The sequence below is a fragment of the Thermostichus sp. OS-CIW-33 genome (assembly GCF_054059615.1).
In genome coordinates, this window is sequence record NZ_JBSSCH010000010.1 from 1 (window position 1) to 13,155 (window position 13,155).

At 57.1% G+C, this 13,155-nt stretch carries 11 protein-coding genes; 3 read left to right on the forward strand and 8 right to left on the reverse strand.

The annotated features are described in order from the left end of the window. Positions 1-294: 294 nt before the first annotated feature. From ACVWZG_RS08945 to ACVWZG_RS08960, 4 genes are all read right to left on the reverse strand, one after another. The gene (locus tag ACVWZG_RS08945) at positions 295-1,818 is read right to left on the reverse strand and encodes a S10 family peptidase (RefSeq protein WP_414343926.1); all 1,524 of its coding nucleotides are present in this window, start codon (positions 1,816-1,818) and stop codon (positions 295-297) included. An 84-nt stretch (positions 1,819-1,902) separates the two neighbouring features. Then, positions 1,903-2,496 (reverse strand): hypothetical protein, encoded by a 594-nt coding sequence (locus tag ACVWZG_RS08950; RefSeq protein WP_457406547.1) that lies wholly within the window; start codon positions 2,494-2,496, stop codon positions 1,903-1,905. 201 nt (positions 2,497-2,697) lie between these two features. Further along, on the reverse strand, positions 2,698-3,720 hold the full coding sequence (gene thiL / locus ACVWZG_RS08955) for a thiamine-phosphate kinase (RefSeq protein WP_457406545.1): 1,023 nt from the start codon (positions 3,718-3,720) through the stop codon (positions 2,698-2,700). 95 nt (positions 3,721-3,815) lie between these two features. Beyond that, positions 3,816-4,463 (reverse strand): class I SAM-dependent methyltransferase, encoded by a 648-nt coding sequence (locus tag ACVWZG_RS08960; RefSeq protein WP_457406554.1) that lies wholly within the window; start codon positions 4,461-4,463, stop codon positions 3,816-3,818. A 119-nt stretch (positions 4,464-4,582) separates the two neighbouring features. On the opposite strand from ACVWZG_RS08960, the gene ACVWZG_RS08965 reads away from it, so the two are divergent. Further along, positions 4,583-4,798 (forward strand): hypothetical protein, encoded by a 216-nt coding sequence (locus ACVWZG_RS08965; RefSeq protein WP_011433464.1) that lies wholly within the window; start codon positions 4,583-4,585, stop codon positions 4,796-4,798. A 24-nt stretch (positions 4,799-4,822) separates the two neighbouring features. Here the strand turns inward: ACVWZG_RS08965 and ACVWZG_RS08970 are convergent, their stop codons facing one another. Both ACVWZG_RS08970 and ACVWZG_RS08975 read right to left on the reverse strand, forming a co-directional pair. Next, on the reverse strand, positions 4,823-5,677 hold the full coding sequence (locus ACVWZG_RS08970) for an ABC transporter permease (RefSeq protein ID WP_414412516.1): 855 nt from the start codon (positions 5,675-5,677) through the stop codon (positions 4,823-4,825). A 140-nt stretch (positions 5,678-5,817) separates the two neighbouring features. Further along, a complete protein-coding gene (locus tag ACVWZG_RS08975; protein WP_457406542.1) occupies positions 5,818-6,831 on the reverse strand; it encodes an ATP-binding cassette domain-containing protein in 1,014 nt (337 codons plus the stop codon). A gap of 261 nt (positions 6,832-7,092) precedes the next feature. On the opposite strand from ACVWZG_RS08975, the gene ACVWZG_RS08980 reads away from it, so the two are divergent. Both ACVWZG_RS08980 and ACVWZG_RS08985 read left to right on the forward strand, forming a co-directional pair. Further along, positions 7,093-8,310, forward strand: a complete 1,218-nt coding sequence (locus ACVWZG_RS08980) for an RNA-guided endonuclease InsQ/TnpB family protein (RefSeq protein WP_457406540.1) — start codon at positions 7,093-7,095, stop codon at positions 8,308-8,310. Between the two features lie 154 nt (positions 8,311-8,464). Further along, positions 8,465-9,460: a hypothetical protein gene (locus ACVWZG_RS08985; protein ID WP_457406538.1), complete on the forward strand. Its 996-nt coding sequence runs from the start codon at positions 8,465-8,467 to the stop codon at positions 9,458-9,460. A gap of 422 nt (positions 9,461-9,882) precedes the next feature. Here ACVWZG_RS08985 and ACVWZG_RS08990 read toward each other — a convergent pair whose 3' ends face one another. Together ACVWZG_RS08990 and ACVWZG_RS08995 are read right to left on the reverse strand one after the other, a co-directional pair. After that, positions 9,883-11,019 (reverse strand): aminotransferase class V-fold PLP-dependent enzyme, encoded by a 1,137-nt coding sequence (locus ACVWZG_RS08990; protein ID WP_457406552.1) that lies wholly within the window; start codon positions 11,017-11,019, stop codon positions 9,883-9,885. 261 nt (positions 11,020-11,280) lie between these two features. Further along, the gene (locus ACVWZG_RS08995) at positions 11,281-12,906 is read right to left on the reverse strand and encodes a peptide chain release factor 3 (protein ID WP_457406537.1); all 1,626 of its coding nucleotides are present in this window, start codon (positions 12,904-12,906) and stop codon (positions 11,281-11,283) included. Between the last annotated feature and the right edge of the window lie 249 nt (positions 12,907-13,155).

Here is a 13,155-nt window from a genome sequence, read left to right on the forward strand (position 1 = left end):
GTCAGGACTTGGGTCATGGTTCTATCATAACTTCCGCATTCCTCCCGACACTGACCCTACGGGTACAGTGCGGGGCTCCTGCGATTTCTAGCTGAGAAAAGCCCTATGGCCCTGTGCATGCAACGTTTTGGGTGTGGGCCACTGTCCTGGCCTAAATTTCAAGAGGGCAAGAATGCACGCTATAGAGGAACTTTCTAGCGGAGCTATTGCACCGGCTAGTGTCTCATTGCCATTTGAATTGACTATAAGTGCTGCTGCAAAACCAGGAACCAGAATCCTCGCCCGGCGAGTATGTTATGACTCTGAGCTGGAAGCTGTTTTCGAGTAAAACTCACGCATTTCTGTAAACCACTCCAATCGCGAGGGATCCCAGGTGTAGAACATGTGTCCGCCGCGATAATGACGTAGGGTGAGGTTGGCCTTCAACCGCGGATCCAACTTCATCAAATCCACCAGGTGATTCGAGGCAAAGTAGGGCGTGACCAGGTCGTAAAAGCCATGATGAATGCTCACCCGCATGTGGGGGTTGAGGGCCATGCTGCTGCGCAGCTCGTCCATTGCCCCGATGAATCCTTGCTTAAACTCTCCTTTTGGGGTGAACCGCCAGGACTTGAACACCTCCAGGTTCAGTAGGTGATAGGTCAACTCCGTTTCTACTTGCAAGGTCTCTCGCAAGTGGCTGTTGATGGCTGCCGTGAACAGGCGATCGATCCCATCCAAGGTGGGATCGGATCCCTCGAAGGTAGGCCGATCCGGAAAGGGATCCACCGTGGTTACAGAAGCATCGTAAAGCCCCAGCACCAGTCGCTGCGACCGCAACAGCTCGCGGGCAAAACTGGCGATATCGATCCGCCCGCCTTTGTGGGCTACATATTCTGGAGATAGGCCGATCCCTGCCGCCATCTCCTGATACACCGCTTGCCGTTCTGCCTCTGGCATCGCCTCTCCCATAGCCAAGAGGGGCAGCAGACGTTGCCGGGCAAAGTGTTCTGCTTTGGGCAGCAGGATCTGCAAATCCTCCCCCCAGCCACACCGTCCATGATGGGCTGCTGTGGCCACATAGGAAGGGAAAAGGGCTGCCCAGGTGCTGAGGTTGTAATCGTTGGTCTCCAGCAACCCAAACTCAATCGCAGGCGAGATGAGAATGGCCCCCGACAGGCCCACGCCAAACTTGGATTGCAGCTCCTTGGCCAGCCGCGCCACCCGAAACCCACCGTAACTCTCGCCGGCAATGAAAATGGGGGAGAGCCAGCGTTTGTATCGGGAAAGAAAGCCCTGAATGAATTCTCCCAAGGATTGCAAATCCCGCTCCACATCCCAGAAGGGCGATTCCTTAGGAGGCTCCTCCGCCTTAGCATCCGGCTGAGGGGGCTTGGATGCCGGATCGGATTTCTCCCGGGAATCTTTGGGGTCTTGAGAATCCTTGGGCAGGGCGCGGCTGAACCCCGTCCCCACCGGATCGACAAAGACCAGGTCGGAAAAGGGCAACCAACTTTCGGCATTGTCCACCAGCCGCACCGGGGAGGGGGGCAAACTGCCGTTGGGCCCGAAGCAAATCCGTTTGGGCCCCAGCGCTCCCATGTGCAGGTAGGCAGAAGCTGCCCCAGGCCCACCGTTGAACACAAAAGTGAGAGGGCGGTGCTGAGAGGCGGAGTCTTGCTTTAGATAGGCGACGTGAAAGATCTCGGCCACCGGCTTTTCCCGCTGGAAAAGGGTCTGCCAACCGGCCAGCGCTCTGTAGGTAAAGCTCTCCTCTCCAGCCGTAAACCTGTGCTCGGTGGAGGAGAGGGGGGAAGTGGGCTTAGATTCAGTAGCCATGAAAACAGGGATCCGCAGTCTGATCCCCAGTGAATCACAAGTTGCCGACCCTCAACACTCCCAGAGGAATCTCCAAACGGCACCTCACAAAGTCAGCGGAGCTTCCAAAGTTAGATTGAAAGATTGGCCGGGGCGCAGCACCACCACCTGCGGAGCGGTAACATTGCCCACCACCACTCCGGTCGCGGCGCCTCCTAAGACATTGCCCACCGAGACTCCGCCCGTGATCGCCCCCAAAATGGCCCCTGCGGCTGCCCCAATGGCTGCATCTTGAGCAATGGCCTCAGCCGAATACTGACGGGGATCCTTTTCGTCGTGGAGGATGTTGGAGGAAGCCCGCAGGCTGTAGGTACGACCGCCGAGAACAATGGAAGTGCCGACAAAGCGGGATCCGCCCGGTGCAGGTTCCATCTGTCCAAAAACGCGGCTACCCGCCGGGATCACCAAGCGCCCCTGGCTGTCAAAAATGTTCTGAGTAACGGCTACTTCCAGGGGATAGACGGTGTCGGGATAAAAGTATTGCGGCCCTTCGCTACTCAGGCTGCCGACCGGGATAATCGTCCCCTGCTCAAGGCGGTAGGCACCCAATTCAAAAAGCGGCTGAGCCGAACTGGGCAAGGGGGCCAACGCAGGGATCCCGGCCAGGCCAAGAATGGCTGCTGTTAAGATAGCTTTCATGAGTAGAGTCTCCAATGCTTCTCCAAGTTCTGCCGAGTTCTGAGCAGTTGCCTGAAGCTATTCCAAGTCAATTTGCTTCCTTGTCTCAGCTTCTCTCCACTTCTAGGTTATCGAATCCTTCCTAGGGCTTGTTTTCTCCCACAAGTCGATTTGTTTTCAACTGTTGGCAGTTTGGGTGGCCATCCTGCAGCACAACTTCTCTCAGAAATGCTGGAAGGCTTGTTGACGGCTGAGGGCCCGCCCGTCCTTCAGCCAGACGGTTCCCTGCGGATCCCAGCCTGTCACTTCTCCAATCCAAACGGCCCCCGGCAATCTTTCCAACAGATGCTTGGCCACCGACACCTCGGCACTGAGGAGCAGCTCAAAATCTTCGCCTCCATAGAGCGCCCACTCCCAGGCTTGGGCCGGAAAAGCCTGCCGCAAAGCTTTTGAAATCGGGATCCGCTCCACGGCAATCCTTGCCTCCACCCCGCTGGCCTGACACACCTGCACCAGGGCATCTGCCAAACCGTCGCTGGTATCCATGCCGGCAATGCGCAAGGGATCCGGGATCCCTTCCAAGAGGGGCACCAGATCCAGGCGCGGGCGTGGGTATTGGTGAGCCCTGATCAACTGCTCGCGCTCGGCCGCCGTAGCTGAGGATCCCTGTTCAGGATGGAGAAGCAGTTCCAAGCCTGCCCGCGCATCTCCGTGCGGCCCTGTCACCACCAGCCAATCGCCGGGTTGAGCCCGTCTGCGCTGAATAGCCCGCCCCGGCTGCACCCTTCCCAAAGCCGTGATCGCCACGAACCGATGCGGCGACCGACACAGATCCCCTCCCACCAGTTGGCATTCCCAGCGGGCGCAACAGTCCCGCATCCCTTGATAAAGCTCCTCCACCCAAGCAACCGGTGTGGAGCCCGGCAAGCCCAAACCCACCACCAACGCCTGCGGACGGGATCCCATCGCGGCCAGATCCGATAGATTGGCGGCCACCGCGCGCCAGCCCACCGCATGGGCCGGGGTCGTCAGATCGCTGAAGTGAACTCCCTCCACCAACACATCGGTTGTCACCACCAACTGCCCCTCCGGAGCAGCTAACACCGCCGCATCGTCTCCCACCACCTGGGCCGGACAGTAGCGCTGCACGATCTGCAGCAGCCCTGCCTCCCCAATTGCCGAGATGGGTAGGGGGGAAGGATTGCCGTTTTGTGGGGAAGAACTGTCAGAAAGACCGGAGAACAAGACAGACCTCTGAGGGTAGCGAGGATAACACAGCTGCAAGATCTGGTGGATGCTGGAGTCTTGTTGGATATTTCCAAGGATCCCACAGGCAAGCCCTATCCTGCCGCCCGCTGTCCAATCAGGGCATAGAAGGGATCCCCGCCTCCGCCTGCCCAAAAGCCCAGCCAACCCATAGGGGCAGGCCGCTGGATCACCTTCACCACCGCAAACCCTGGCACCGACTCAAAATAGCGCCTGACCAACTCCACTCGCCCCGCCTCAGAGTTGTCCCGCCAAGCCTGGATCGCCTTCTGGAAAAACATGCGATTGGAGAAGCTGACGATGAAGAGGCCCTGGGGCTTTAGGATGCGATACACCTCGGCAAACACCTGCTCTGGCTGCTGCAGATATTGCACCGAGACCGTGTTTAGCACCGCGTCGAAGGAGTGATCGGGGAAGGGCAGAACTGGGTTTTGGTTCAAGTTTTGGATGAAGAAGTGATCCAGCCGGGGGTTGGCCGCCAGTTCCTCGGGGTTCATCCCATGCCCCTCCACATGGGCAAACTCCATCTCAGGTGGCAAATGGGAGACCCAACTGCTCATCAGATCGAGAATGCGAGTCTGGGGCCGCAAATGCTCGCGGTATAGATCGGTGAGCTGGCCGATGAAGCCAGAATCCACATGAGTCACGAAGCGAGGATAGCTGTAAAAGAGGGCATCGTCGCTGGGATCCAACTTGGAGCGCTGCCAATCCTTGAGCACCACCATGGCCAAACGGTTGCAAATCTTAATCAAAGCTAACATTTTGGAAGCTTCGGAAAAGGGGTGGGCGTGATACCTTAGCAGAGCAACAGTGGCCATTTCGCGAAGGACTCTTTGCCGTGATGTCTGTGTCTCACCCCTCTTCAGCGGCTCCTTCTTCTTCTGGGTCTAACTTTGGCCTGCGGGAGTACGTAACCGAACTGCAGCTCCACATGGCTCTGCAGGCTCGCAGCCTTACTCCTTCTCTCAGCGTTTCCCCAGCCCAGGACAGCCCCCTGGCTCTGGTGCAGCGGGCACAGGCAGCTATGGAGAAGTCCGTTTCCCGCCAGTGGCTTTGAGCGGCACAGCCTGGGCAGAGATGCTCAGGCCAAGCTTTTGCGCAACACCCCCTGCACCAGCAGAACCGACACTACGACAAACCCCGTCAAAAGGCCCAGGGATCCCGCCAGGGTGAGATCGCCCCAGGGAGCCTGCAGCACCACATCGGCCCAGCTCCAATGGCTGCTGCGGTAAACATGGCGGATGGGCTCGATGGCAAAGGTGAGGGGGTTGAGGCTGGCCACCCAACGCAGCCAGGTGGGCATAAAGCTCAGGGGAGCCAAGGCCGTGCTGGAAAAGATCAGGGGCAAGTTGACCAAAAAGATGAAAGCCAGCAATTGCTGGTGCCCCGGCATGGCAAAGGCCAAGCCCAAGCTCAGGGCCGTGAAGCCCAAGACCAACAGGCCCACGATCAAGGCCACCACCGCCAAGCCTGGCCCGTCGGGGATCCCGGCCCCAAGGGCGTAGTCTGCCCCCACAATGACTGCCGTCTGCAGCAACGCCAAGCTGACGATAAACAGGCTAGAAGCAAGAACAATGGAAAAACGAGAGGTGAGGGGAGCCACCAACAGCCGGTTCAAAAAGCCAAATTCTCGGTCGAAAATCACCGGCACCCCAGCATTCAAGGCTCCACCAAAAGCCGTAAACACAATGACTCCCGCCCCCAAAAACTGGGTGTAGTTTTGTCCGGCCCCGAAAATGCCGGCAGGAGCATTCTGAAACAAAGCCCCAAACAAAATTAGCCAGAGCAACGGCTGGATAATGCCAACCAGCAAGGTTGTGGGGCGACGCTGCAGTTGGATAAACAAGCGGCGGGTGAGGGCAAAGGTCTCCTGCCAAAAATCAGCCGTCAAAAGGGGGATCGGGTTGGGTTGAACCGAGGAAGAGGCAGAGTTCATACCAAAGCTCCTGTAGAGTTGTGATCAATGAATGTGTGATGAATGAATGCAGTATCTAATCCATCAACCAATACAACCAATAAATATCTCGATATGCCTTTGTACAGGGATCAATGGGGCTCGATCATGAGGGGATGAAGTTACTTTTTCTTTTTGCCCAGATTGGCCTCGGCAGCGGCCAGCTCCGCGTCCATCAGGGTTTGGCCGGTTGCCGCCAAATACACATCATCCAAGCTGGGACGAGATTGGGTGCTGCTGAACACCTCCAGCCCATGAGCTTGCAAGTGAGCGCGGATCTGGCTGAGGGGATCCTCTCCATTCCGCTGCACCACCAGGTTCAGGGCGTTGCCCTGGGCGCTGTTGATCACCACCTTCTGGACAAAGGGCAGGGATCCCAGCAGTTGGGCACCCCGCTGGGCCAGTTCTGCCGGGGCAAATTCCTGCAGCTTGACGGTGATGCGCTCGCCGCCGACGCGGGTTTTCAGCTCCTCGGGGGTTCCCTCGGCGATCACCTTGCCCCGGTCGATGATGGCTACCCGATCCGCCAGCAGGTCGATCTCCTCCAGGTAATGGCTGCTGAGCACCACCGTGATCCCTGTGTTCTTGAGTTGGCGCAGAAAATCCCAGATGGCCAACCGACTGGGAATGTCCAGGCCCACCGTGGGCTCGTCCAAGACCAGCACCTGGGGTTGATGGAGCAGTCCTGCCGCCAGATCCAAGCGTTTGCGCAGCCCGCCGGAGTAGGTACCGATGAGTTGGTCGGCACGGTCGGTCAGCCCCAGCAGCTCCAGGACGGCAGCGATTCGCTCTTGAGCCAAGGGGCGAGGCAGGTGGTGGAGATCGGCCTGCAACTGCAACAATTCTCGCCCGGTCAGCACCTTATCCAAAGCCACCTCTTGGGCAACAAACCCCAGTTTTTCTCGTACCGCTTTGGGGTTTTCGCTGGCTGGGATCCCGTACACCTCTATCCGGCCCGCATCGGGACGAAGCAAGGTGCAAAGGCAATGCAAAGTGGTGGTCTTGCCGGCCCCATTGGGGCCGAGAATGCCGTAGATCTGGCCGGGTTCCACCTGAAACGAGACGTCCGCCACGGCCACTGTGGATCCGTAGCGCTTTTGAAGTTGCTCTACCAAGACCGCAGGAGTATCTGACATGGGTATCCACATCTCGCTCCCTCTAGGCTATCAAGCCTGTTCGGGAGATGAGGCCAGGGATCGCCACCATTTCTTGCTCGTTGCCGCCAGCCCCCTAGGGATGGTGGGAGCTGAACCGAGGCTCACGGTATAGTGGTTCAGGCGAATCCGATGAGTGCAGAGGGATCCCCGCCCATCCTCAACTCAGCTAGAAATCGCAGGAGCCCCGCACTGTACCCGTAGGGTCAGTGTCGGGAGGAATGCGGAAGTTACGATAGAACCATGACCCAAGTCCTGACCGTCTCCTGTAAGCTCAAGGTGTCCCAGTCGCAGGCCGCAAAGTTGGACGCGACCTTGGATGCCTTTGTGCAGGCGTTGAACTGGGTCAACCAAAACACGCCCGAGAAAGTCACCAACGCCGTTAAACTTCAATCTCTGTGCTACCGCGAAATCCGTGCCCGGTTCGGCTTGTCCAGTAACTTGGCTCAACAGGTGTGCAGACGGGTAGCGGGTTCCCGCAAAGTGGCTAAGCAGAAAAAGCGTCCCGTCAAGGAGTTTAAGAGCGGCTTTGTTACCTACGACGCTCGTATCTTTTCGTTCCGCGAGAAAGACTGGACGGTGTCGCTGACCACGGTGGAGGGTCGAGAGCGCTTTGAGCTGGCGATTGGCCGTTACCAGAGAGAACAGTTGGCGGGCTCCAATCCCAAATCGGCCACTCTGGTCAAGCGCAGAGACGGCTCCTACTACATCCAGATTTGCGTAGAGAAAAAGCCACCCAAGCAACAAGATACCGACAAGGTGATCGGGGTGGATTTGGGAAGGATAGATATCGCTCATACCTCAGAGGGGAAGAACTGGAATGGACAGCAGTTGAACAGAGTCCGAGACCACTACTCCCGGTTGAGGGCGGTACTCCAACGCAAAGCCAGTAAGGGCACACGCAGTTCGCGGCGCAGATGCAGAGAACTGCTGCAACGGCTGTCTGGCAAGGAGAGACGCTTTCAAGCGTGGGTCAATCATCGCATCTCCAAAGCTATTGTCTCTAGGGCAAAGGTCACAAACAGCGCTATTGCTCTGGAAGACTTGACAGGGATACGGGAGCGTATCAACCAACAACCCCGCAGCAAAGCCGAGCGACGCAGGGCCAACAGTTGGGCGTTCTACCAGCTGAGGCAGTTTCTGGAATACAAGGCTCTGCGTGCAGGGGTTACCTTGATTCTGGTGCCGCCTGCCTACACGTCGCAGACCTGCCACCGGTGTTTGCACGTCCATCCCGATCCTACGCAATCCTATCGCAGTGGGAAGCAGTTCAAGTGTGGGCACTGTGGATGGGAAGGGGATGCGGACTGGAATGGGGCCAACATGATTGCCAAGCTTGGGGCTGTCGTAAACCAGCCTAGAGGCCCGTGGTTGGCTTGCCAACTGCAGGGCTACCGTTCGCGCCAGCGGGCCGGAGGCCTTAAGCCCGCCCTGTACTGCGAAGCAGTCAGGGCCGGGTAGTTTACTCCGGTTGGGTTTAACCCTCGCCAAGGTGTCTGTTGTGGAGAGGAGATGAATGCTGAAGCCAAAGCATGCCTGCCGGCCCCTGCTGCCGACTTGTGGGAGCTCGGATTCCCCTATCGAAAAAGGATGCTCTGTTGTAGCTTATACAGCCTTGGCCATTTTAGCGCTTGGCTTGGTCGGTTGCGGCGAGGGAACAACTCCTCTGGGCCCCCTGGAAAATGTCTTCCTGCGGGCGGATGATTTTGAAATCACAGGAGGATCCCCGGCAGCGGGCGCAGTGGGGCCCTACCTACAGTTCAACATGCGGCGGCAGCGGGATAACCAAATCCTAAATCGCCCCCTTAATGTCTATGTGGACAATGCCGGGCTGGCAGAAAGGCGGAATCCCCTTTTGGATAACCAAAACCGTCCTATTCTCTTACAGCGCTCGGTGGCCTTCTTGGGCAATGGGCTGGATCTGAACAGAGATGGCCAGCCGGATCTGCCCCCCAAAGAACCCCCCAACTTCACCAGTGGCCCGCTGCTGCCCTACACCCCGCCCAATCAGTGGCAAAGCCGGGCTGCCCTTGCCTATGTCCCCGGACAGGCCAATATCCCCGGACGGAGTCCCAGCGACCGCTTTGGCATCTACTTTTCTTCCATCCTGCCCTACACCGGGCAGCTTCGCTTTCGCGCCCGCGACGAGCTGGGCAATGCCTTTGCCCGCACCTTTGAGGTCACCTACCCGCCGGCAGCCAGCCGCGCCACGGTCACGGTTACCTTGGCCAACCTCACCGCCACTGCCCAAGAGCCGGTTCTCATTGCCATTTGTAACCAGTTGGGAGCTGCTGCCGTGGTGGGCCTGCGGAGTGGCACGTTCACCGAGCTGGTGGATCTCCTGCCGGCTCCAGGGCTGCCGGTGGATCCCACCTTGAGCGAGCCCATCCGCTATGTGGCCGAGGCTTATCAATTTAACCGCGGTCGAGCCGTCATCCGCGTTTCCCAGAATCCCACGGATCCCAGCCGCATGAGCGTTCCTCTACTGGGATTTGAAGGGACAACCGGTCGGGCAGATCTGACGCTGGTGAACTCTGTAGGGGATCGGCTTACCTGCTTCAACGATCGGCTTTCGGATCTGCGGGATACGTTTTCTGACTTTTTCAGATAGTCAATTCAAATAGCAATGAGACACTGGCCAGTAGAATAGTCCGACTCGCAAAAGCAGACCTTGTCACTTCATCAACAGAAGTTCCTCCATCTGCATGCATCCTTGCCCTCTTGAAAGCACTGCGGTCGCTTCAAACTAGATTGAGACGCTCCCCAAGCGTTCCGCGCTGCTTTTACCGACTCCCATACCCTTCCCTTCCGCTGTATGACCGGCTTTGTACGTCTGTGGGTCTGCTCCCTTCCTGGACATGCCCTACGACTCTCTCTCAGGTCAAGGCTTCTTTCTGAGGTCTACTGGCATGCCATCCTACCTGTAACGTCATCTCATCCTCAACTGAATTGACCATAGATCTGGAATCGTTTTACTGGTGTGCGAAGCAACTATACTTGCAATGTCGTGAAAGCGGCTCAACCGACAAAACCTCAGGGCAGATGCTGCAAGGCCAGCGCCAACTGTTCGTACTCTGCCAAACGGTTGTAGACCTGGGCCGAGATGCGTACCCAAAGCTGCCCGGCGAAGGGGATGATCGGAACCTCAATGCGGTACTTGTACCAGAGGTAATCGTGAAGCCGACGGGCGCGCTCCTCAAGAGGAAGCTCAGGGATCCCCTGTTGCCAGAAGGGCGGCAAGGGTAGGGTGGCCATAAAGCCCAACATTTCTTCAGGGGCGGGCGGGATCCCTTCAAGAGTCTCCAAAAGCAACTGCCGCGCCTGCAGCAGCAGAGTGTGGTTGTGCTGACGGATATTGTCTAGCCCCACCTCCTGGATAAACGCCAGGGCTGCTGAAACGGCCAACCAAGCGCTGGGATCCCGTGTGCCCACCCAGTCGAACTCGGCTGTGAACCCTTGCCCAAAGCCGTGGGAGATCACCGTAGGATGGGTTTGGGCCTGTCGGTGGGGGGCCACCCACAAAAAAGCACAGCCTTTCGGGGCAAACAGCCACTTGTGGGCATTGCCGGTGTACCAATCGGCCCCCAGCCTTTCCAACTCCAAGAGGAGAACCCCAGGGGCATGGGCGCCATCCACCAAAACTGGGATCCCGCGCTCCCGACAGAGGCCGATCAGCTCAGGCAGGGGGTAGATCAGAGCCGTAGGCGAGGTGAGGTGATCCAAGACCGCCAAACGGGTTTGGGGGGTGAGGATAGTCTCGAAGGCGGCGATAACCTGCTCCGGCCCTGCAATGGGAAAAGGGATCTGCGCCTCAACCGGGATGGCTCCCCACTGGGCATAGACATACTGTAGCGCCTGACGAACAGCCCCGTAGCCGTGGTTGGTGCAGGCGATCTGATCCCCTGGCCGGAACCGCAGCGAGCGCAAAACGGCATTGACCCCGCTGGTGGCATTTTCCACAAACACCAAATTTTCGGGTTCGGCCCCGACAAAATGGGCCAGTTCTGCTGCTGCCGCCCGTAAAGCTCGGGGAAGTTCCTCTCCCATAAACTGCACCGGCTGAGCCTCCAGGCGTTCCCGCCATGCACTCTGGGCCTGCAACACCTTTTTCGGGGTCGCGCCATAGGAGCCGTGATTCAAAAAAACGACCTGCGGATCCAGTTCCCACAACGAGCGTTCGCAAAGCGGTGCATCGGCGCTGAGGGCAGAGCTAAAGCGAGGAGAAGTGGATCCCATATTGGGGAAAGAAGGCATGGTTCACTCACTCAAGCCCTAGAAGATGCACGAAAAAGATGTGAGAATTCCTGCGATCTGCATGAAGGGTTTGCTCAGAAATCCAAGAATGTCAACACAGCTACTGTGGAGACCGATGGCATCTCAGTTGAATATCGAAACCTGAGGCCCCCCGGAGAAAGATTCTCTTAGGTTGATCTATTGGCCGTCACCCAATTCTGGGCCGAGATCCGAGATAGGGGCAATTTTGCTGAGCTTGATTTTAGGGTTGCTGGCAGCAAATTGCTGTAAAGTCCACTCGTTCTTAAACAGAAGAACGGGCCTGTCTTGAATGTCTTTAACAACTAGGGTGTTAAACAAGCTGGGAATATTCTCCAGCGCCTTCCAGCCATTCTCGACCCAGCGGGCCAGGGTGTAGGGCAACATCTCCAGTCGGGTTTCGACGTTGTATTCACTTTCAAGGCGGTACTGCAAAACCTCAAACTGCAACTGGCCCACCGCTGCCACAATCGGATCCCGTTTGGAATCGTCGATAGAGTACATGATTTGTACAGCCCCTTCTTCCCGCAGTTCCGCTACCCCTTTCTGGAACTGCTTAAACTTGGAAGGATTGGGATTCTTCAGGTAGGCAAACAGCTCAGGAGAAAAGCTAGGGATCCCGGCGTAGCGCAATTTCGGGCCGGTGTAGATAGTATCCCCAATGGTGAAGATGCCGGGATTATTCAGGCCGATCACATCCCCAGGGTAAGCTTCATCGATGGAGATGCGCTCTTGAGCAAACAACTTCTGGGGATAAGATAGGCGAATGGGACGATTGAGGCGGGCATGGTTGACCACCATATCCTTCTCAAACTTGCCGGAACAGATGCGCACAAAAGCGACGCGATCCCGATGGCGGGGATCCATGTTGGCCTGCAGTTTAAAGACGAAGCCCGTAAACTCAGGATGTTCGGGCGGGATCAGTCCGGCAGTGCTCTCGTGAGGCATTGGCGGTAAGGAATACTCCAAAAATGCATTGAGGAAAAGCTCCACCCCAAAATTGGTCATGGCACTGCCGAAAAAGACCGGGGTTTGTTTGCCAGAATGCACCTGTTTTAGATCCAAGGTGGGCATGAGACCATCCAGCAGTTCCAGCTCTTCCTTGAATTGGTAATACAAGTCCTTGTCGATCAACTCCTCAATTTGCGGATCCCCAAGTTTAATGACGGTATCTTGAACTTTTAGCCGTCCCCCAGATACCCGCTCAAAGAAATGAAACTCCTGAGTCCGACGGTCAAATAGGGCAGTAAACCGCTCGCCTGAGCCAATTGGCCAGTTGACAGGATAGGGCTTGAGGCCCAGTTCCGTCTCAATTTCATCCATCAGCTCCAAGGGATCCCGACTTGGGCGATCCATCTTGTTGATAAAGGTAAAAATCGGCAGCCCCCGCATCTGACACACTTCAAACAGCTTGCGGGTCTGGGTTTCCAACCCTTTGCCGGCATCTTCCAGCATCACGGCATTGTCAGCCGCTGCCAGGGTGCGATAGGTGTCTTCGCTGAAGTCCTGGTGGCCGGGAGTATCCAGCAGATTGAGACGAATGTTGCGGTAATCAAATTGCAGGACGGTAGAGGTGATGGAAATACCCCGCTGCTTTTCCAGTTCCATCCAGTCGGAAGTGGCCCGCTTTTGCGCCCGACGGGCCTTCACAGCTCCCGCTTCTTGAATGGCCCCCCCGTACAACAGCAGCTTTTCGGTGAGGGTGGTCTTCCCCGCATCGGGATGGGAAATAATGGCAAAGGTGCGCCGTTGCTCTACAGCTTTGGCCAAATCAAGTTCTTTCATCAACTGTTGCCGCTCCACTACAACCTGGTCGCCTTAAAGAAGATTCCGCCGCGATGTTGTCCCCTAAAGGATGGGAGAAATACGGAGAAGGAAAAAATAGAAAATCAGTGGGAAATACGCTTGAGAATAATGAGGTTGGGTTGCCGCCAGGTAGCGAGGGGGAGAGAGCACAGGCCGAAAAGCGCGAAAAGCCAACAGAACCATTTTGACCCTAGCACAGGAACAGGGATCCCCGTTGTCTGGCATACT

Bases quoted from the DNA above. Each gene is read 5' to 3' on its own strand.
- ACVWZG_RS08970 (WP_414412516.1), bottom strand. From the start codon at position 5,677: ATGAACTCTGCCTCTTCCTCGGTTCAACCCAACCCGATCCCCCTTTTG.
- ACVWZG_RS08975 (WP_457406542.1), bottom strand. From the start codon at position 6,831: ATGTCAGATACTCCTGCGGTCTTGGTAGAGCAACTTCAAAAGCGCTAC.
- ACVWZG_RS08950 (WP_457406547.1), bottom strand. From the start codon at position 2,496: ATGAAAGCTATCTTAACAGCAGCCATTCTTGGCCTGGCCGGGATCCCT.
- ACVWZG_RS08965 (WP_011433464.1), top strand. From the start codon at position 4,583: ATGTCTGTGTCTCACCCCTCTTCAGCGGCTCCTTCTTCTTCTGGGTCT.
- ACVWZG_RS08980 (WP_457406540.1), top strand. From the start codon at position 7,093: ATGACCCAAGTCCTGACCGTCTCCTGTAAGCTCAAGGTGTCCCAGTCG.
- ACVWZG_RS08995 (WP_457406537.1), bottom strand. From the start codon at position 12,906: ATGAAAGAACTTGATTTGGCCAAAGCTGTAGAGCAACGGCGCACCTTT.
- ACVWZG_RS08945 (WP_414343926.1), bottom strand. From the start codon at position 1,818: ATGGCTACTGAATCTAAGCCCACTTCCCCCCTCTCCTCCACCGAGCAC.